The organism is Chryseobacterium lineare, assembly GCF_977014045.1.
Genome location: NZ_CDRNIQ010000001.1, coordinates 3,720,363 through 3,738,637, shown reverse-complemented (window position 1 = coordinate 3,738,637; position 18,275 = coordinate 3,720,363). Strand labels below are relative to the sequence as shown.

General features: G+C 35.6%; 21 protein-coding genes. 12 read left to right on the top strand and 9 right to left on the bottom strand.

Annotated features, from left to right (window positions below; translation table 11 throughout):
* The first annotated feature begins 8 nt into the window (after positions 1 to 8).
* Positions 9 to 635 (top strand): deoxyuridine 5'-triphosphate nucleotidohydrolase, encoded by a 627-nt coding sequence (locus ACWNCI_RS16780; RefSeq protein WP_449389169.1) that lies wholly within the window; start codon positions 9 to 11, stop codon positions 633 to 635.
* Here the strand turns inward: ACWNCI_RS16780 and ACWNCI_RS16775 are convergent.
* The 4 genes from ACWNCI_RS16775 to ACWNCI_RS16760 all read right to left on the bottom strand — a co-directional run bounded on the left by ACWNCI_RS16775 (position 627) and on the right by ACWNCI_RS16760 (position 3,820).
* Positions 627 to 1,856: a 3-deoxy-D-manno-octulosonic acid transferase gene (locus ACWNCI_RS16775; RefSeq protein ID WP_449389168.1), complete on the bottom strand. Its 1,230-nt coding sequence runs from the start codon at positions 1,854 to 1,856 to the stop codon at positions 627 to 629. The genes ACWNCI_RS16780 and ACWNCI_RS16775 overlap by 9 nt on opposite strands.
* Before the next feature lie 25 nt (positions 1,857 to 1,881).
* Positions 1,882 to 2,349, bottom strand: a complete 468-nt coding sequence (locus ACWNCI_RS16770) for a DUF1648 domain-containing protein (RefSeq protein ID WP_449389167.1) — start codon at positions 2,347 to 2,349, stop codon at positions 1,882 to 1,884.
* 16 nt (positions 2,350 to 2,365) lie between these two features.
* A complete protein-coding gene (locus tag ACWNCI_RS16765) occupies positions 2,366 to 3,082 on the bottom strand; it encodes a C40 family peptidase (protein WP_449389166.1) in 717 nt (238 codons plus the stop codon).
* A 90-nt stretch (positions 3,083 to 3,172) separates the two neighbouring features.
* The gene (locus tag ACWNCI_RS16760) at positions 3,173 to 3,820 is read right to left on the bottom strand and encodes an O-methyltransferase (protein ID WP_449389165.1); all 648 of its coding nucleotides are present in this window, start codon (positions 3,818 to 3,820) and stop codon (positions 3,173 to 3,175) included.
* A 166-nt stretch (positions 3,821 to 3,986) separates the two neighbouring features.
* On the opposite strand from ACWNCI_RS16760, the gene ACWNCI_RS16755 reads away from it, so the two are divergent.
* Positions 3,987 to 4,139 (top strand): hypothetical protein, encoded by a 153-nt coding sequence (locus tag ACWNCI_RS16755; protein ID WP_449389164.1) that lies wholly within the window; start codon positions 3,987 to 3,989, stop codon positions 4,137 to 4,139.
* 57 nt (positions 4,140 to 4,196) lie between these two features.
* Here the strand turns inward: ACWNCI_RS16755 and ACWNCI_RS16750 are convergent, their stop codons facing one another.
* Positions 4,197 to 5,030 carry an OmpA family protein gene (locus tag ACWNCI_RS16750; protein WP_346983295.1) on the bottom strand — a complete coding sequence of 278 codons (834 nt, stop codon included), beginning with the start codon at positions 5,028 to 5,030 and terminating at the stop codon, positions 4,197 to 4,199.
* 85 nt (positions 5,031 to 5,115) lie between these two features.
* Between ACWNCI_RS16750 and tilS the strand changes: the two genes are divergently transcribed.
* From tilS to ACWNCI_RS16720, 6 genes are all read left to right on the top strand, one after another.
* A complete protein-coding gene (gene tilS / locus ACWNCI_RS16745; protein ID WP_449389163.1) occupies positions 5,116 to 6,444 on the top strand; it encodes a tRNA lysidine(34) synthetase TilS in 1,329 nt (442 codons plus the stop codon).
* Positions 6,445 to 6,446: 2 nt separating this feature from the next.
* A complete protein-coding gene (locus ACWNCI_RS16740; RefSeq protein WP_449389162.1) occupies positions 6,447 to 8,510 on the top strand; it encodes a cytochrome c biogenesis protein CcdA in 2,064 nt (687 codons plus the stop codon).
* A 214-nt stretch (positions 8,511 to 8,724) separates the two neighbouring features.
* Entirely contained in the window at positions 8,725 to 9,252 is a 528-nt protein-coding gene (locus tag ACWNCI_RS16735; RefSeq protein ID WP_449389161.1) for a biopolymer transporter ExbD, read from the top strand.
* A 60-nt stretch (positions 9,253 to 9,312) separates the two neighbouring features.
* Positions 9,313 to 9,822, top strand: coding sequence for a hypothetical protein (locus ACWNCI_RS16730; RefSeq protein WP_449389160.1), 510 nt, complete (start codon positions 9,313 to 9,315; stop codon positions 9,820 to 9,822).
* A gap of 11 nt (positions 9,823 to 9,833) precedes the next feature.
* The gene (locus tag ACWNCI_RS16725; RefSeq protein ID WP_449389159.1) at positions 9,834 to 10,616 is read left to right on the top strand and encodes an alpha/beta fold hydrolase; all 783 of its coding nucleotides are present in this window, start codon (positions 9,834 to 9,836) and stop codon (positions 10,614 to 10,616) included.
* Position 10,617: 1 nt separating this feature from the next.
* On the top strand, positions 10,618 to 11,409 hold the full coding sequence (locus ACWNCI_RS16720) for a patatin-like phospholipase family protein (protein ID WP_449389158.1): 792 nt from the start codon (positions 10,618 to 10,620) through the stop codon (positions 11,407 to 11,409).
* Positions 11,410 to 11,423: 14 nt separating this feature from the next.
* Here ACWNCI_RS16720 and ACWNCI_RS16715 read toward each other — a convergent pair whose 3' ends face one another.
* On the bottom strand, positions 11,424 to 12,431 hold the full coding sequence (locus tag ACWNCI_RS16715; RefSeq protein ID WP_449389157.1) for a DHH family phosphoesterase: 1,008 nt from the start codon (positions 12,429 to 12,431) through the stop codon (positions 11,424 to 11,426).
* Positions 12,432 to 12,664: 233 nt separating this feature from the next.
* Between ACWNCI_RS16715 and rpmH the strand changes: the two genes are divergently transcribed.
* Together rpmH and ACWNCI_RS16705 are read left to right on the top strand one after the other, a co-directional pair.
* Complete coding sequence (rpmH, locus tag ACWNCI_RS16710) at positions 12,665 to 12,823, top strand: 50S ribosomal protein L34 (protein WP_007843334.1); 159 nt, start codon at positions 12,665 to 12,667, stop codon at positions 12,821 to 12,823.
* Between the two features lie 154 nt (positions 12,824 to 12,977).
* Entirely contained in the window at positions 12,978 to 13,688 is a 711-nt protein-coding gene (locus ACWNCI_RS16705) for a cell division ATP-binding protein FtsE (protein ID WP_346983303.1), read from the top strand.
* 78 nt (positions 13,689 to 13,766) lie between these two features.
* On the opposite strand, the gene ACWNCI_RS16700 is transcribed toward ACWNCI_RS16705, so the two are convergent.
* Genes ACWNCI_RS16700 through ACWNCI_RS16690 form a run of 3 tightly spaced genes read right to left on the bottom strand, consistent with a single transcriptional unit; the run spans position 13,767 to position 16,523 of the window.
* The gene (locus ACWNCI_RS16700) at positions 13,767 to 14,483 is read right to left on the bottom strand and encodes a tRNA1(Val) (adenine(37)-N6)-methyltransferase (RefSeq protein ID WP_449389156.1); all 717 of its coding nucleotides are present in this window, start codon (positions 14,481 to 14,483) and stop codon (positions 13,767 to 13,769) included.
* Positions 14,483 to 15,937 carry a HAMP domain-containing sensor histidine kinase gene (locus ACWNCI_RS16695; RefSeq protein ID WP_346983305.1) on the bottom strand — a complete coding sequence of 485 codons (1,455 nt, stop codon included), beginning with the start codon at positions 15,935 to 15,937 and terminating at the stop codon, positions 14,483 to 14,485. The genes ACWNCI_RS16700 and ACWNCI_RS16695 overlap by 1 nt, the downstream gene beginning before the upstream one ends.
* On the bottom strand, positions 15,927 to 16,523 hold the full coding sequence (locus ACWNCI_RS16690; RefSeq protein WP_449389155.1) for a riboflavin synthase: 597 nt from the start codon (positions 16,521 to 16,523) through the stop codon (positions 15,927 to 15,929). Before ACWNCI_RS16690 ends, ACWNCI_RS16695 begins: the two co-directional genes overlap by 11 nt.
* A 49-nt stretch (positions 16,524 to 16,572) precedes the next feature.
* Between ACWNCI_RS16690 and pdxA the strand changes: the two genes are divergently transcribed.
* A complete protein-coding gene (gene pdxA, locus ACWNCI_RS16685) occupies positions 16,573 to 17,664 on the top strand; it encodes a 4-hydroxythreonine-4-phosphate dehydrogenase PdxA (RefSeq protein ID WP_042722584.1) in 1,092 nt (363 codons plus the stop codon).
* A 72-nt stretch (positions 17,665 to 17,736) separates the two neighbouring features.
* Positions 17,737 to 18,261, top strand: a complete 525-nt coding sequence (locus tag ACWNCI_RS16680; protein ID WP_449389154.1) for a YceD family protein — start codon at positions 17,737 to 17,739, stop codon at positions 18,259 to 18,261.
* Positions 18,262 to 18,275 lie beyond the last annotated feature (14 nt).

Genomic DNA, 18,275 nt, shown 5'->3' with positions numbered 1-18,275 from the left:
TTTAAAAAATGGAATATTCAAAAGATTTTAAGGCTGCTATCAGTAATTTTTCTTCCGTAGAAAAAGATCGTCTGATTTTCAGATTATTAAAAAAAGATAAGCTTTTATCCAAAAAATTATACTTCGAACTCATTGATCCTGAGACTACTGACAATAAACGCGATGCTATGGAAGAAATCGTCGCCGAAAAAGTTTTACTTGCCTCAAAGTACATCAGCAATCAAAAGTATTTCCTGAGCATCATAAGAAAAATTAGCGCTGAAATCACGGAACACGTGAAAATCACGACCGATAAATTCGGAGAGGTTTCGCTGAATCTTCTGCTTATTAACAAAATTCTTGACTATAATGAAGACCTCAGCCGGTTAAGATTTGATAATGTTTACAAACTTTATCTTTATATCATCAATAAAACTGTAAAATCTTTGCTCCTGACTAAAAAACTGGACGCAGATTACTGGATGGAAATTGATGAACATCTCGACGAATTGCATGGAAAAATTCTCCAAAACAATTATCTATCAAAACTTTTCATCAATAACGGAATAGATTTCAACTGGCTTACGAGTGATAAAATTCCGGATAACTTCGATCTTATTATTAAAGAAATAAAAAATCAGGGATTTTTAAGATAAGATTTTGTTGATAATCAAAGCTGTTGAGTTGGGTTTTTCAGCGACAAATTTCTTTGCATTTGCTGACATCACGCGAAGCGTTTCTTCGTTATTAATAAGAAACATTACAAAATCTGCGGCCAAACCGGTGTTTTCAAAAGATTTCCCTCCATCGGCGGAGATCAGCTCATCGGCTTCGGGATTTTTACGGTAATGATTTCCAAAAATTACGGGAACACCAAAAGTAGCTGCCTCCAGAATATTATGTAGCCCGGCATCGTGAAATCCACCCCCTACAACAGCAATATCTGTATAAGAATATAATTTCGAAAGCAAGCCGATACTGTCTATAATTAAAACCCTTGACCGGAAATCCGGCATCGACTCTTTAATTTTACTGTATAAAATGGCATCCGGAAAAATCTGTTTTAAATGCTGAACTCTTTTTAGATCATGCGGAGCGAGAATCAGTTTTGCGTAAGGACTTACCTGAAAAATTTCTTCAGCAATTTTTTCTTCTGCCTGCCAGGAACTTCCAAAAACTACCGCTTTATCACGACCAATAAAATCTGTGATAAATTCAATATGATTATCCTGATTCTGAAGCTGTTTTACACGGTCAAACCTTGTATCTCCGGTAACGGAAGATTTTGTAAGACCTACGCTTTTTGCCAGCGCATACGACATATCCGTCTGATGAAAAAACCAATCGATATTTTTCTGCAATTCCGCTACAAACCATTTGCCGTATGAGGTAAAGAATGACTGTGCTTCATAAAAAAGTGCAGAAATCACATATGTTTTTGTTCCTTTTTGTTTCAGAACTTCCAAAAGATTATACCAGTAATCATATTTTACCGTAAAAAATAGATCAACATTAATTTCAGACACAAATTCTTTTACATGAGATTTTTTGTCGAAAGGAAGATAGCAGATGACATCCGCAATATTTTTTTTTCTGATCACGTTTTCATATCCTGATGGCGAAAAGAAGGTTATAAGGATTTTATGGTCTGATAATCTTCCCTTTAACTGTTCCAGAACCGGTAATCCCTGTTCATATTCACCAAGACTTGCTGCGTGCATCCAGATTACTTTATCAGATTTTGAAAATCCGGATTTTATTTTTTGTAAAGATTCTTTTCTTCCCTGAATTCCCATTTTTGCTTTATCATTAAATAAAGAAAAAACCTTCATCCCGAAGATCAGCAGATTGATAAATATATTGTAGAAAAAAGCCATTTAACTGAAGATGTATTTAATTATATCATTTAAAAATACCCACAAAAATGAATAAAACAACTAAACTTCCAATGATAGAAAATAGCGATGTCGACAGCGCAACTTTTGGCTTCGCACTTTCATCAAAGGAATATCTGAACATATAATCCTGGCTATTCAAAAAAATCAATGAGATTAAAATAAACAGCCATCTTAAAAAAGTTTCCATAATAAGAAATTGAGCGTGTTCATTTTCTTCGGTAATTTGTACCGGAAAATTGGCAGATTCTGGACTTCTGACAATAAATGCAAATAAAAAATATAAAGCCGATAAAATGACAGGCATTAAAAATGCATATTTCTTACTTCCGAAGCTATCTGCTTTGCCCTCAAAATCAAAATGAACAGGAATTGTGTCGGGTAAAGTCTTATAATATTTTACAGTAAACCACCATAAAAACACCAGCAATCCAAAATTAAAAAAATCAAAAATCAGTAGAAAGATATTTTCCATTTCAAATCATTTTAATTTAAATAATACTTTTTATAACTCTCAGTTTATGAGTATGCTTATTGATTTCTTTGTTAAAAATTCCGGTAGAATCCAGCGTATCGATTCGTACTTTCCCGGAAGCGTGAATGATTTTCTGGTTGTCCAGCATAATCCCGACATGAATGATTTTCCCTTCAGGATTTTCGAAAAAGGCAAGATCACCGGGTTGACTTTCTTCGACAAATGTTAATGATTCTCCTACCTCAACCTGCTGCGAAGTATCCCGTGGTAATTTTATATTGTGAACTTTGTACACAAGCTGGGTAAATCCGGAACAGTCTACTGCAAAAAAGCTTTTGCCGCCCCATAAATAGGGAACATTCAGAAATTCTTTGGCTGTTAAAGCGATACTTTCCCGCACATCATGACTTCTTCTCGACGCCACCACAGGAAACTCAACTTCGGAGCCCATGGAAAGTAAAGTTTTTCCGTCATGCATCAGAACGGAAGAAAAATCTTCAGTCACCACCGTTACTTTACGATTAGCCAGTTCTTCATCTGTCACAGGTTTCAGCTGTTTTGTATCCATCCATCCTTCATAGCCGTCGTAGTGCATTTTTATTCTGGTCCAGTTTTTATTCACTTCAAGAATATCAGCGCTTTCACCAAACAGTATTTCCGTGACAATTTCCGCTTTGTCAGAACTTTCTGCACGAACGGGTGCTACCGTAACAATACAAATTCCTTTATTCATTTGTTTTCATTAAAAGATTGAATGATTTAAAGATTAAAAAATTAGAGACTGCTTAATCCTTTAAGAATTTAATTTTTAAATCTTTTAATTTTATTTTCTTCTCAGAAAATTAACTCCGTCCCGCAAAGGTAAAATAAGATTTTCAAAATCATCGTCATTTGCGATCAAATCATTTAATTCCTTAATAATCTGTGTAGACTTTTGCTTTGGATTCTCTTCCAGCACTTTACCGTACCAGAGTACATTATCAAACATAACAACAGATCCGGATTTTGTACGCGGCTTAATCAGCCTGAAATATTCTGCGTAATACTCTTTGTCAGCATCAATAAAGATAAGATCAAAGAATTCGTCGGTTTCTTTTAAAAATTCTTTAGCGTCCTGAAGTTTGAAATCAATCTGAGAAGAAAATCCGCTTTCCGAAAAATATTTTCTTGGAAGATATGCGAGATCTTCATTGACATCAAGAGTAGTAATTTTACCGTTTTCACCCAGACCGGAAGCCAGACAAAGCGTTGCATATCCTGTAAAAGTTCCGATTTCAAGGATATTTTTTGGCTGTAACATTTTTGAGATGATCGTTAATAATCTTCCTTGCTGGTAGCCGGAAATCATATGAGGCTGCGTTGTTTTCTGGTAAGTTTCCCTTCTTAATTTTTTCAGGATTTCAGGCTCCGAGGAAGCGTGCGTTTCCAGGTATCGGTCCATTTCGGGATTCTTTTCTTCAAAAAAGCTCATTCTACAAATTTTGTTGATTCAAATTTACTTAAATATAAACAAAAAGCATAAAGAATCTTTAAACATTCGGCATCGTAAATATCCCCGGAAAATTACCGTGAAAACACGGATGTTGTACCTTTTGAATTAGCTGTACATTTGGATCAGGGTAAAAACACTAACTAAAATGGATGCAGGAGCAAAACAAATTAACCAAGAGAGCATCAGAAAAGAATTGCCAAAGAGTAAGACCGATTCTGTAAAAAAAACTAAACCGGAAACATCCAATTCATTTTTGCAGCGAATTATTTCATTATTGAAAAAAGAAGAATTAATTTGATTGAAAAAAAATCCCGAATTAGATTCGGGATTTTTTATTGATTGAATGTTGTTGTAATTATTTCTTAGGCGCAATGTCCATTAATTTCATGAATTCATCAAGTTTAGGCATGATGATGATTTCCGTTCTTCTGTTTTCAGCTCTTCCGGAAACACTCATATTGGTTGCTTTAGGATTGTATTCAGAACGTCCTCCGGCAGTAATTCTTGCGGGATCAACTCCGAATTGACTCTGTAAAACCTTAGCAACTGCAGTACCTCTCAGGGCAGAAAGATCCCAGTTGTCTTTAGGCAGGTTTGGAGAATTTAAAGGAGCATTATCCGTATTACCTTCGATCAATACAGAATATTTGTCGTAGTCATTGATTACTTTAGCAACCTTTCCCAAAACTTCCTGTGCCGCAGGTAAAACATTATAATCTCCGGTTTTGTATAACATTTTGTCTGAAAGCGAGATCATTACCACGCCTTTCAAAACTTTCACCTGAACATCGCTGTCTGCTACGTTATCCAAAGATCTTTTAAGCTTGTTTGACAAAGCTAAATTCAAGCTGTCATTTTTAGCATTATTTGAAATCAATTGCTTGATGTAAGAGTTTGAAGAGTTGATCTCACCTACCAGTTTATCAATATTGGCAGAGCTTTTCCCTGTATTGGAAAGACATGCATCCAATGAAGATTTCAAAGCATCATGCTGACTTTTTAATAAGCCATTTTCGCTTGCCAAAGCAGAGTTCTGAGATTTCAGATCCTGAATTTCCCTCTGTCTTTCACCCACGTTTTCAATACATTGCTTGTAATTTGAACTCAGTGCATCATACTGTTTTTTGCTGATACAAGATGTCATTCCCAACACCATTGCAGATACTGCTAAGATTTTAAAAATTTTCATAAATAATCATTTTTAGACGACCAAAGGTAGCAAAATTCATTTTAATTATATCGATTATCTTTGCACAAAGAAATTCTCAGCATACATGTTGAAAGCCTCCGACTTCAAAAATCAATTAGAGAACCTCGTTCGGTATTCCGCGATGAAGACTTACCTTCTGGCGGTAAGTGGTGGTGTAGATTCTATGGTTTTAGCGCATTGTTTTAATGATTTGAGATTACAATTTCAGGTAGCCCACATTAATTATAAACTGCGTGGAAAAGACTCTGATCTGGATCAGAAAGTTGTACAGGATTTTTGTAAAAAAAACAATATTAAATTTCATTTATATGAAGTTTCCGGTAAGGACAAAAAACCTGAAAATTCCATCCAGCTGTGGGCAAGGGAATTGAGGTATCATTTTTTTAGCCAAATTCAGGAAAAGGAAAATCTGGATTTTTTAGTTACCGCTCATCATCTGAACGACCAGCTGGAAACTTTTATCATCAATCTTTCAAAAGCAGCCGGAATAAACGGTTTAAGTGGAATTCCAGCTAACGAAAACAACATTCTACGCCCGCTATTATCTTATACAAAAGAAGAGATTTATACTTTTGCGAAGGAAAATCATATTGAATACCGCGAAGATCTTTCCAATCAAAAAAATGATTATTTAAGGAATAAAATACGCCATGAGATCGTTCCTAAATTATTAGAGACGAATGACCATTTTCTTGGAAACTTCAAAAAAAGTTCGTTATACTTAAACCAGACAAAAGATTTTGTACAGCAACAGATTCAGGAAATTGAAAACCGCCTTACCATATTTAACCCTTACCACAAAATTTTATCAAAAGAGCAGCTTGGTTTGGAAAGTGATTTCGTGAAATTTGAAATATTGAAAAAATACGGCTTTAATCAGGAAGAGGAAATTCCGAAAATTTTTAAAGCTGAAAACGGCAGTTCATTTTTTTCCAAAGAATATCAGTTGATGGTAAATTATGACGAATTGGTTTTTACGGAAATAAAGACGGAAGCTGGAAAATCTGAAACGAACGATCCCGAAGAGATTCTTTTAATTGAAAAATTTGACTTTTCTAAAAACCAAATCACGCTTAATCTCGAAAATATAAGAGGAATTGAGGGAATCAATAATGAATTCGAATGGGAGTTTGACGCCGAAAAACTAAGATTCCCGTTGCGGCTGAGAAGGCAAAAAGAAGGAGACGAGTTTTATCCCATAGGATTTTCAGGAAAAAAGAAAGTTTCTAAGTTTTTTAGGGACGAAAAAATATCTATTTTAGCAAGGCAAAAAATCTGGCTTCTTACCGATAGTAAAAATTCCGTACTCGGAGTGATTCCTTACAGACAAGACCGGAGAAATGCAGGAAATGAGAAGTCCGGATACGTTCTCAAAATTTTTAATAAGAAGTAAAAATGAAATTTAGAAACTGGTTTTTATTAGTTCTGCTGTTTTTAGCAACAGGAATTAATGCACAAATCAAAAATCCTGTAAAATTTAAATTTACAATCAACGAGTTAGGAGATAATCAATACGAAGCCGTACTGAATGCGACCATGGAAAGTGGATGGCACATTTATTCCAAAGACATTCCGGAAGACACAGGAATTCCGACTGATTATAAAGTTTCGGGGAAGAATATTGAACTGATCGGCAAATTCACTGAAGTTGGTAAAAAGCATGAAGAATTTTCTGAAGCTTTTGGAGGAAAAATTATTTTTTATTCAAATTCTGCGGGCTTTAAGCAAAAATTCAAGTTAAAAGACACTGCAAAACCTGGAGATGTCGTTGCAGAAATAACCTACCAGACTTGCGATGACAGAGTTTGTCTCGCGCCAAATACGTTAGAATTCAACAAACAGGTAACACCCAAAGGCATACCAGAAGAAACTGCAACTACTACAATTGAGCCGGCAAAAGACTCTGCAAAAGTAGAAACGGTAGTAGAAAATCCGGCAAAGGGAACTGTTACGGTTACAGAAACATCAAAACTGGATCCCAAACAGCTGAAAATAGAATCAATTGACTTTCAGAAACCCCTTACTGATTGTGGGACTGCCACAACAAAAGTAGCTGAAAATTACTGGACTTATCTGTTCCTAGGGTTTATCGGCGGGCTGATTGCATTACTCACACCATGCGTTTTCCCTATGATTCCGTTAACTGTTTCCTTCTTTACAAAAGGTAGCATGAATAAGGCGAAAGGAAAAAGAGATGCTTTTATCTACGGATTTTTTATCCTGCTGATTTTTGTTTTGCTAAGTGTTCCTTTTCATATTATTGACGGAATTGCGGGTAATATTTTCAACGAAATATCTACGAGCGTATGGCTGAATATCGCATTCTTCATCATATTCATTTTCTTTGCGGGAAGTTTCTTCGGATATTATGACATTACTTTACCGAGCTCTATTGCAAACAAATCATCAAAAGCAGAAGAGGCCGGCGGAATTATAGGAATTTTCTTCATGGCTTTGACGTTGGTAATTGTTTCATTTTCCTGTACAGGTCCTATTTTAGGAAGTTTATTAGGAAGCGCCGTAACTGGTTCTGCGAATGTTCCTATGCTGCTGACATTTGCTCTGGCAGGTTTCGGACTGGCATGGGCGATCATCTTCGGATTGTTGGCTTTATTCCCGCAGGCATTACAAAGTCTTCCTAAATCAGGAGGCTGGATGAATACCGTAAAAGTTGTTTTAGGTTTCGTAGAATTGGCTTTAGCATTAAAATTTTTATCAAAGGCAGACTTGGTTTCCAAAACATTCTTATTGAAAAGAGAACTTTTCATTGTCATCTGGATCCTTGTTGCACTCGGTTTAGCATTATATCTATTTGGATTAATCAGATTCCCGCACGATGATAAAAAGCCTAAAATTTCTATTACCCGAAAAATTCTTGGAGCTTTAGGATTTGGATTTGTAATTTATCTTGTTCAGGGTTTAATTCCTTCAGAGCGTCCGAAACTGCAGTTGCTAAGCGGAATTTTACCTCCGCTGAACGTCAGCTATTTCCACGATGAAAAAGACGGAATTCTAGGAATGCATCCCGAACATGATTTCTTTAAAGCAGTGGAACTCGCTAAAAAAGAAGACAAACCGATCTTAATTGACTTCACAGGGTACGGCTGTGAAAATTGTCGAAAAATGGAAGAATTTGTATGGAGCGAAAACGATATCCTGCCTATTCTTCAGAATGATGTTGTTTTAGCCTCTCTTTATGTAGACGACAAAGAAGAACTCCCTGAAGATCAGAAAACAAAAATCGATCTGGGCGACGGACAGGTAAAAAAAGTAAAAACCATCGGCGACAGGTGGAGCTTATTCCAGCAGGTGAATTTTAATAATAATTCTCAGCCACATTATGTATTAATAACTCCCGACGGAAAAGTCATTAACACGCCGGTTTCAGGATATATGCCTAAAGAAGATTTCAAAAAATTCCTCGAATGTGGAGTGAATTATTACAAAAAGAATAAATAAACACATATCCCATATAACTAAAAACCTTTTCAGAAATCTGGAAAGGTTTTTTTATTCTACTGACCCACAGAGAAATATCTCAAATATTATTCAAACAATACAAATTCATCATATAAATTCATCAATAGGTATATAATTTGTATTGAATTTTAATAATAATTACAAAATTAATACTCTTATTTAAAAATTGTTTAACATTTAAAAACTATTAATTATGGCTGAAGTAATTGCACAAGAGAAGCAAGGAGGAAGCAAACAAAGAAAAAAAATGATCCGCGTTGACATGACTCCAATGGTGGATTTAGGATTTCTATTGATCACATTCTTTATGTTTACCACAAATTTCACAAGACCTAATGTAATGGATTTGGGATTGCCGGCGAAAGATCCGAACCCAATTCCAAAACCTACGCCTCTAATTGATGTTAATAATCAGGTAACATTTATTTTAGGTAAAGACAACCGGGTATTTTACCATCAAAAGAGCAAGGAAGATTTAAATAAAAGTAATTTAAAAGAAACCGATTTCAGCGGAATTAATATTACTAAAATTATTTCCGAAGCTTATAACAAAGCTCCTGAAAAAGAAAATTTCACTATCATTATTGAACCCACAGATGATGCCAACTACAAGAATTTCGTAGATATATTAGACAACATCGCAATTTCCAAAAAAGAACGTTACGGAGTTACCGACATCAAACCGTGGGAAAAGAAAGTTTATGATGAATTAACCAAATAAACATTAAAGGGCATTTTCAGAATGCTCTTTTTTATTTACTTTTGAGTATAATTTTATTCAATGAAAAACTTTCTAGCCGCAATAGCTATTACAGCATTATTTATTTCATGTTCTAAAAAAGAGGTAGCTCCTACTTCCACCAAAACAGACAGCACAAAAATTGTAGATTCCATTAATGCCGCAAGAACAAAAATTAATGACAGCATAAAGTCTCAAAACCGTTTCAGAGATTTTAGCGGAAAACATATATTTACTCATAATTTAATTAACAATAAAGGCTCTATCAATTTCACAAAAGTTGAAGGAGAAAGAGACCGTTATAAAGTTTCGGGAGAAATAAGATCCGGAAAAGACTATGTTACTATTGACGGTACCGCAAATGTTGTTTCGGATAAGCATGTGAATTTTTCAGGAACATTAACGCAAAGTATTTCTGAAAATGATAATGGCAAACCTTATGTACGGAATAAGCCAAAAACCTTCATGTCTAAAGACGGCGGAAAAACATACAGGCTTCAGGATATGGTAAATGGTTCGGGATTTGTTGATTATATTGACATCCATTTTTAATCATTGAAATTATGTTGAATTACCAAATCAAAGGAAACGGAAAAGAAACGCTGGTTCTGCTGCACGGCTTTATGGAAAACCTTTCCATCTGGAGCGACATGGAACCTCATCTTTCTGAAAATTTTTCATTATTAAAAATCGATCTTCCCGGTCACGGACAATCAGATATTATTGCTGAAGTTCAGACGATGGAATTAATGGCAGAAGAAGTAAAAAAGGTACTCGACCATCAGAACCTTCAAAAAGTTCATCTTCTGGGACATTCAATGGGCGGTTATATTTCTTTAGGTTTTGCAGAAAAATATCCGGAATACCTGAAAAGTTTGACATTATTTTTCTCATCTTACCTTGCAGATGATACAGAAAAAAAAGAACAGCGCATTAAAAGCTACAGAATCATTAAAGATGCTTTTCCGCATTATGTCAGAGCCGGAATTCCGAATCTTTTTAATCCGAATGAAAGAGATATCCTGGAAGGCAAGATAGAAACTGCCCTTGAAGTAGCATTATCTACCAACAATATGGGCGCACTTGCCTCGGTAAAAGGCATGGTAGAAAGAACTGATAAAAAACACGTTCTTGAAAATCTTGATGTCAAAATTTTAGTTTTGGCCGGTAAGCACGACAATGCTGTAAAAACTGAAACAATGATTAAGCATCTTCCGGATCGCACAAACATCAAATCGTATATTCTCGACTGCGGACACAACGGACATTGGGAAAAACCGTCTATCTGCGCAGAGATCATCAATATGGAGCTTCTTCATAATTTACCGAAACATTTAGTTTTCTGATATGCTGGATTTCTTGTTAAAAAAAAAGAAACCGGTCATCGGCTTGACACTTTCTGGTGGAGGAATGCGCGGAATTGCACATATAGCAGTCCTGAAAGCTTTGGAAGAATATAACCTTAAACCCGATATCATTTCAGGAACGAGCGCTGGATCTATCGTAGGCGCTTTTTATTCTCTAGGAAAATCGCCGGAAGAAATGATGGAAATCGTAAGACAGACCACTTTTTTTTCAAGATCTTATTTAAAGCTTTCCAAAAACGGAATTTTCAGTTCAAAATTTATCTTGAAATTATTCATGGATCACTTTCCGGAAGATGATTTTAAAGTCTTAAAAATTCCGGTGTATGTTGCCGCAACCGAAATGACGCACGGCATTGTAGATTTCTTTTCGGAAGGAGAACTTTTTGGTCCGTTGCTCGCTTCATCGAGCGTTCCTTTTGTTTTGCCCCCTGTGAAAATCGGCGAAAAAATATATGTGGATGGCGGCGTTTTAGACAATCTTCCGATTGAGCCAATTATTGACAAATGTGATTTTTTAATTGCTTCTCACGTCAATTCCATCAGCTATGACAGTCTTGAGAAAATGAGCTTAATGAAAGAATTTGACCGAATCCTTCACCTTGCTATTGCAAAATCAGTTTATTCTAAAGCAAAATCCTGTGATATTTTCTTAGATCCGCCCAAAATGACAAAGTTTAGTTTATTCAACAAAAAATTTCTAGACATCATGTTTCAGGAAGTTTATGAATACACCTGCAAAGAGCTTGAGGAAAAGGGATATTCGCGAATTTGAGAGTATTTTATTAATTACAAACTTTCCTCAGCTTCTATTCTATTTTTAAAAGTTTCGATCGTTTCGTGAAGGGATTCATCGGATTTTCCTCCTGCTGCATTGATGTGACCTCCTCCATTGAAATATTTTCTTGAAAATTGATTTACATCCATACCATCTTTGCTTCTGAAAGAAATTTTAATGAAATTTTCATATAAATCTTCCATAAAGAAAGCTGCCATCTTCACTCCCAGAATACTTAGTCCGTAGTTTACAAAACCTTCCGTATCACCTTTCTGAAAGCCATATTTCTTCAGCTCTTCCCTTGTCAGATAAAGCACAGCAACTTTACCGTCCTTCACCACTTCTATCCTTCCCAGAATCAAAGCTAACAAGTGAAGACGTGAAACCGTATTGGTGTCCCAGGTATTCGAAGTGATCATAGCAGGATCCGCTCCCTGCTCGATAAGATTAGCAATGATTCTATGCGTTGTAGCACTCGTAGACCGGAAACGGAAACCTCCTGTATCCGTCATAATTCCCGTGTAAAGACATTCTGCAACGTCTTTATCAACAAGCTTTTCATCTCCAAGCGCTTCAATGAAATGATAAACCATCTGGCATGTTGCAGGAATAACCGTTTCTGAATATACAAAATCGAATTCCTCCGGTTGCTGGTGATGGTCAATAAGAATTTTTTTAGCAGTAGCTTTCGTAAGCCAGTCGCCCAATAAACCTATTCTTGAAGGCGCATTGAAATCAAGACAAAAAATAACATCTGCTTCGTTGATCAGATCAAAAGCAACTTTTCTTTTATATTCAGCAATCAAAACTTTTTTTGCTTCCGGCATCCACTTAAGGAACTTGGGAAAATCGTTCGGCACGATGACTTCAGCGAAAATACCTTTGGCTTTTAAATAATGCTTTAAACCTAAGCTGGAACCAATAGCATCTCCATCGGGATTGTAATGGGTAAGTATTACGATTTTGTTTTCTGGAGACAGTAATGTATTGATTTCTAAAAGTTCCGCTGATGTAAACATGAGATGTTTATTTTTTTCTTTAAAATTAAGTTTCCAAAGATAGAGCTTTTAAATAAATCATTAAGTATTATTTTTGTATCCGGATAAACTCTGATGCGATCAGGCTTTACTGTTATCCATCAAAAAGCACGTAAAAAAATCAAAAAAAAAGCACTAAAGTTTGTAGCTTTTAAAAAATTGCATATCTTTGCAACCTGAAAATTAATAGATAATTACGATTTAAACATATAGTAATGAGTAAAAGAACATTCCAGCCATCAGAAAGAAAAAGAAGAAACAAACACGGTTTCAGAGAAAGAATGTCTACGCCAAATGGAAGAAGAGTTTTGGCTGCGAGAAGAGCTAAAGGCAGAAAGAGTTTAACTGTAAGTGCATCACGCGCTAAGAGATAATCTTTTTATTATCATATACGAATCATGCTTGAAAAGAAGTTTTTCAGGCATTTTTTGTTGTTAAAATTTCCTAAAATTTAGGTTCTTTACTCTTCTTTTTCCTATTTTTAAAATCTGAAATATTTTTTTAGAAAAAGTACTTTAAAACCGAATTATGCCACATACAAATATTGCCGGAGACAACATCATCAGCCTGCAGCATGCCAAGATTGCACAGAAAAACTTCACTGTACTTTCTGATGTAAATCTAAATATCAAGAAAGGAAGATTCTGCTATCTTATCGGAAAAACAGGTTCCGGAAAAAGTTCATTACTGAAAACCTTGTACGGGCATATTCCTTTAGCATCAGGGCATGGAGCTGTTGTCGGCTTTGAACTTGACAAATTGAGAGCTTCCGACGTTCCGAACCTGAGAAGAAAATTAGGAATTGTTTTCCAGGATTTCCAGCTGCTTTCCGACAGAACAGTTGAAAAAAATCTGAAATTCGTACTTGAAGCAACAGGATGGAATGACAAGGCAAAAATGGAAGACCGCATCAATGAAGTTTTGGGAAGTGTAAACATGAAAAGCAAGAAACATAAAATGCCTCATGAACTTTCCGGTGGAGAGCAACAGCGTATTGCTATTGCAAGAGCTTTACTTAATCATCCTGACTTAATTTTAGCAGATGAGCCCACAGGAAATCTCGATCCTGAAACATCCAATGAAATTATGACTTTATTAAAACAGGTTGCTTTAGAAAACGGAGCAGCCGTAGTAATGGCAACTCATGATTATCATATGATTCAGAACTTTCCGGGAGAAGCGATCAGATGTGAAGACGGAAAAGTTTCCGTTTTGGATACTGCTGAATTATTTGAGTAATTTTTAACCATTAAGAACATTTAAGAAGTTAAGAGTTACTTTAAAATAAAATAGGATTTTAATTAAGGCTGATTTAACTCAATTTTTCAAATAAATGTTTTCTTTACGAAAAACATGAAACTCTTTGGTGAGTTCAAGATATTGGTCCGAGTATTGTCTCGGACTTTTTTCTATGATAAATTCAGATTCTTCCAGAAAGCTTTCAATTAAAGAAAATTCCAGGATAAGCCTTCTTACTTTTGAATTTTCAATGCCTTTAATGTTAATTTTCCGGATAAGAGACAGATTATTTTCATCGGCAATTTTAACAAAATCATTGCCGGCTTCAGCAGGAATTATGACAGAGAAAAGTCCTTTTTCAGAAAGAAGTTGTGAGGATTTTGAAATCAACTGCTGGAAATTCAGCTCTACATTCTGTCTTGCGATCTTATCTTTTTCAGAATCTGACACCTCGAAATAAGGAGGATTAGATACAATGAGATCAAATCTTTTTTCTGTTACAAAATCTTTAAAATCGGATTGTGTGTTTTTTAATCTTGACCTGAATGAAGAGTGATCAAAATTAATTCTTGTAAGCCGTACAGCTTCTTCATTGATATCAATTCCCAAAAAACAGGCATTATCATTTCTCTGAGCCAGCATCAAGGATATCAAACCCGTTCCCGTTCCTATTTCCAGAATATTAAGAGCATGATCAACATTGGCCAAAGCGCCCAAAAGGACCCCATCAGTTCCCACCCGAAAAACATCTTTCGACTGCTGAATATTAAACTGTTTAAATGTAAAAGGCTTCACTATAAATTTGTCGGTAACGTAATCGTAAATGTTGATCCTTTTCCGACTTCAGATTTTACGTTGATTTCTCCTTTATAATCTTCTACCATTTTTCTTACCATTGATAAGCCAAGTCCCATCCCGCTGTTTTTAGAAGTAAAATTAGGCTCAAAAATTCTCTCGTAAATGTTTTCAGGAATACCTACCCCGTTATCCTGAACGGAAATCATTACCCTTCTCTGATGCTGCTCTACATCTACATTGACAATCAGTTTTCTTTCCTCACTTTCCGCCTGTTTTGCATTGGTAACAAGATTTGTGATAATTCTGGACAGATAAATTTTGTCCATATTAATCATAATATTGCTTTTGTTGGAATGCATAAAAACACTTTCATCATTGAATACACGGAGAATATCCTCGACTTCGTTATTCAGATTGATGATTTCATTATTCTTCTCAGGTAGTTTGGCAAACTCGGAAAAAGCCGAAGCGACAGTGGCAATAAGATCAATCTGATCGACCACCGTTTTGCTCATCTGTTTTACTTTTTCCCTTATATTCGGATCTTCCGGATCAAATTTTCGTTCAAAATTCTGAATCGTCAATTTCATGGGCGTAAGCGGATTTTTCACTTCATGGGCTACCTGTTTGGCCATTTCTCTCCACGCCTCCTCAGATGCTTTGAAGCGCAACCGTTCTTTCTGATCCTGAATCTGAAGAATCATTCTGTTGTAAGCTCTCGCAAGTGCATTTAATTCATCATTTTTATAATACCTGATTGGCCTCATTTCATTTTCAAATAAGGTGATACGGGTAATCATATCAGAGAACTTGGTAATATTTTTGGCCAGATTATTAGACATCACCCAGCTGAACCACACACTGAATAAAATAAGAAAAATATCGACCAGAATGATATATTTCACATAAATATTAAGAACGTCAAAATAAGCCGATTCGTTGTGATACAATGGAATATAGACAATAGCGATCGGCTCAAGATCATTATTTTTCAACAACAGATAGGAAGACGTAAATACAGCATCTTTGGACGCATCATATCCCTTGATATCTACTCTGGCTTTCGTAGAAAGTATTTTATTGATGATATTGATAGGAACCTTTTTCTGCTCAACAAGGCTTTCCTCTTTATTTGAAAGTAAATAATTCCCTTTTAAATCATATAAAATAATATCATGCTGGTTGATATCTGCAATTTCAAAAATCTTATTGTCCAAAAGTATGGGGAGATCTTTGGTTTCCGTATGTTTCATACTCACGGCATAATCCAAAAAACGTATGACCGCACCCGTTTTCTCCTGCATATCAATCCTGCTTTTAGTCACAGAATTTTCCCTTAAAACAAAATAAGGAACCAGAGAAGAAGCCACTACACTCAAAAGACATACCAGTAAGAATCCGAAAAAGACACGGTTTCTTAAGCTATATCCTTTATACATACTAATTGACATTCTGTTTTTTAATTAACCTAGCAATATACTTACCAATTATATCGAATTCTAAATTAACTTTATCTCCTTTTTTTAAATATTTCATGTTGGTAAATTCCCATGTATAAGGGATAATGGCAACAGAAAACAGATTGTCTTCGCTTTTTGCAACAGTAAGGCTGATACCGTTTACAGTGATAGATCCCTGAGGAACGGTTACAAAATTTCCGTCATTTTCATACGACATGGTAATAAAATAACTTCCGTCTTTATTTTCAATGCTCACAACTTCACCTGTTTTATCAACGTGTCCCTGAACGATGTGTCCGTCCAGCCTTCCGTCCATTTTCATGCAACGCTCCAGATTGACAACCGTTCCTACTTCCCATTTCCCAAGATTTGTTTTTTCAAGGGTTTCATTAATGGCTGTCACAACGTATCGGTCGCCTTCTGTTTTCACAACAGTCAGACAGCAGCCGTTATGAGCAAGACTCTGATCAATTTTAAGTTCCTGGGTAAAAGGACACGTCAGGGTAAAATCAATGTTACTTCCGGATGTCTCTATTTTTTCAATTGTTCCAACTGCTTCAATAATTCCTGTGAACATATTATTTTTTGCTAAATTTGTAGTTTATTAATCTTCAAAGATAATCAAAATGAACCCAAAAAACCATAAAGTACGAGTAGGAATTTCAATAGGAGATTTCAACGGCATCGGTCCCGAAATCATCATGAAATCCCTTTCAGAGAAAACAATTACAGATTTTTTCACTCCTGTCATTTTTGGTTCGGGAAAATTATTTACTTATCAGAAAAACATTCTGAAACTGAATGTAAACTTCAATTATATTAATGAAGCATCACAGGCGCAGGCCGGCAAGCTAAATATGGTGAATCTGGTAAAGGAAAACTCTACTGTGGAGCTTGGTACACCAACGGAAGAATCTACTAAAATGGCTATTGATTCTCTTGAGGCAGCGACGGAAGCTTTGCTAAAAGGAGAAATCGACGTTCTCGTTACCGCACCCATCAATAAAGATGAAATGGTAAAAATGGGATTTAAGCATGCAGGTCATACCGGATATTTTGAAGAAAAATTCAACAAAAAAGGGCTGATGTTTCTGGTAACGGAGGATTTAAAAGTTGCTGTATTGACACATCATATCCCTATTGCTCAAGTTGCCGAAAATATTTCTAAAGAAAAAATTAAGAAGCAGATCCGGGTTTTAAATCAAACTTTAATTGAAGATTTTAACATTTCAAGACCAAAGATCGCCGTTTTAGGGCTAAATCCACACGCAGGTGACGGCGGTGTAATCGGAAAAGAAGAAATTGAGATTATCGCACCGGCCATCAAGGAACTTTCAGACAATGGAATTCTGGCGTTCGGACCTTTCCCTGCCGACAGTTTTTTCCAGCCGGGAAAATATAAAAGTTTTGATGCCGTTTTAGCCATGTACCACGATCAGGGCTTAGCTCCTTTTAAAACTTTAGCTTATGAAGAAGGTGTAAATTATACAGCAGGACTTCCTTTCATAAGAACGTCCCCCGATCACGGAACGGCATATGATATTGCAGGTAAAAATATTGCTGATGAGCAGAGTTTTACAGAAGCCATATTCACAGCTATTGCCATTTTCAGGAACAGAAGTGAATACAACGATTTGATGACCAACCGACTGCAACCTAAAAGAATGGTTGTAGACAACGGAATAGATGAAGATTTGCCGGACGAATCTGAGGCATAAAGATTTTAAATTAATTTGTTTTAGAATTTTTTGTTATTATAAAAAAATTGCATATTTTTGCACACTCATTTTATGGACAAGTTAAGAAACTATGACGTAAGCTTTTCCGGACTAAAAACCGGCAAGCACGAGTTCAGGTTTGAGATAGATAAGGAGTTCTTTCAATTATTTGATACTGAACAGGAATTTACGAATCCCAGAATTTCAGTAGATGTTTTTTTAGATAAACACACTACGTTTCTGGAGTTTGAGATCAAAGTAAATGGCACGGTAGAATTGGTTTGTGATATCACAACCGAAAATTTCGACCATCCCATCGAAAATGAAATCAGGGTTTTGGTAAAATTCGGAGAAGAATATGACGACAGCGAGGAAGACGTTATTACCATTCCTTCCAATGATCACGCTTTCAACATAGCACAGCTGATTTATGAAAACGTTGCACTTTCTATTCCGATGAAAAAAATATCGCCGAATGTCAGCGATGAAGATCTTGCCATTCTTGAAAAGTTCAGCCCTAAAGAAAATAAGGAAGAAGAAGAACCTGAAAGCGACCCGAGATGGGACGCATTAAAAAATTTAAAGAATAAAAATTAAATAGTTTAATGATG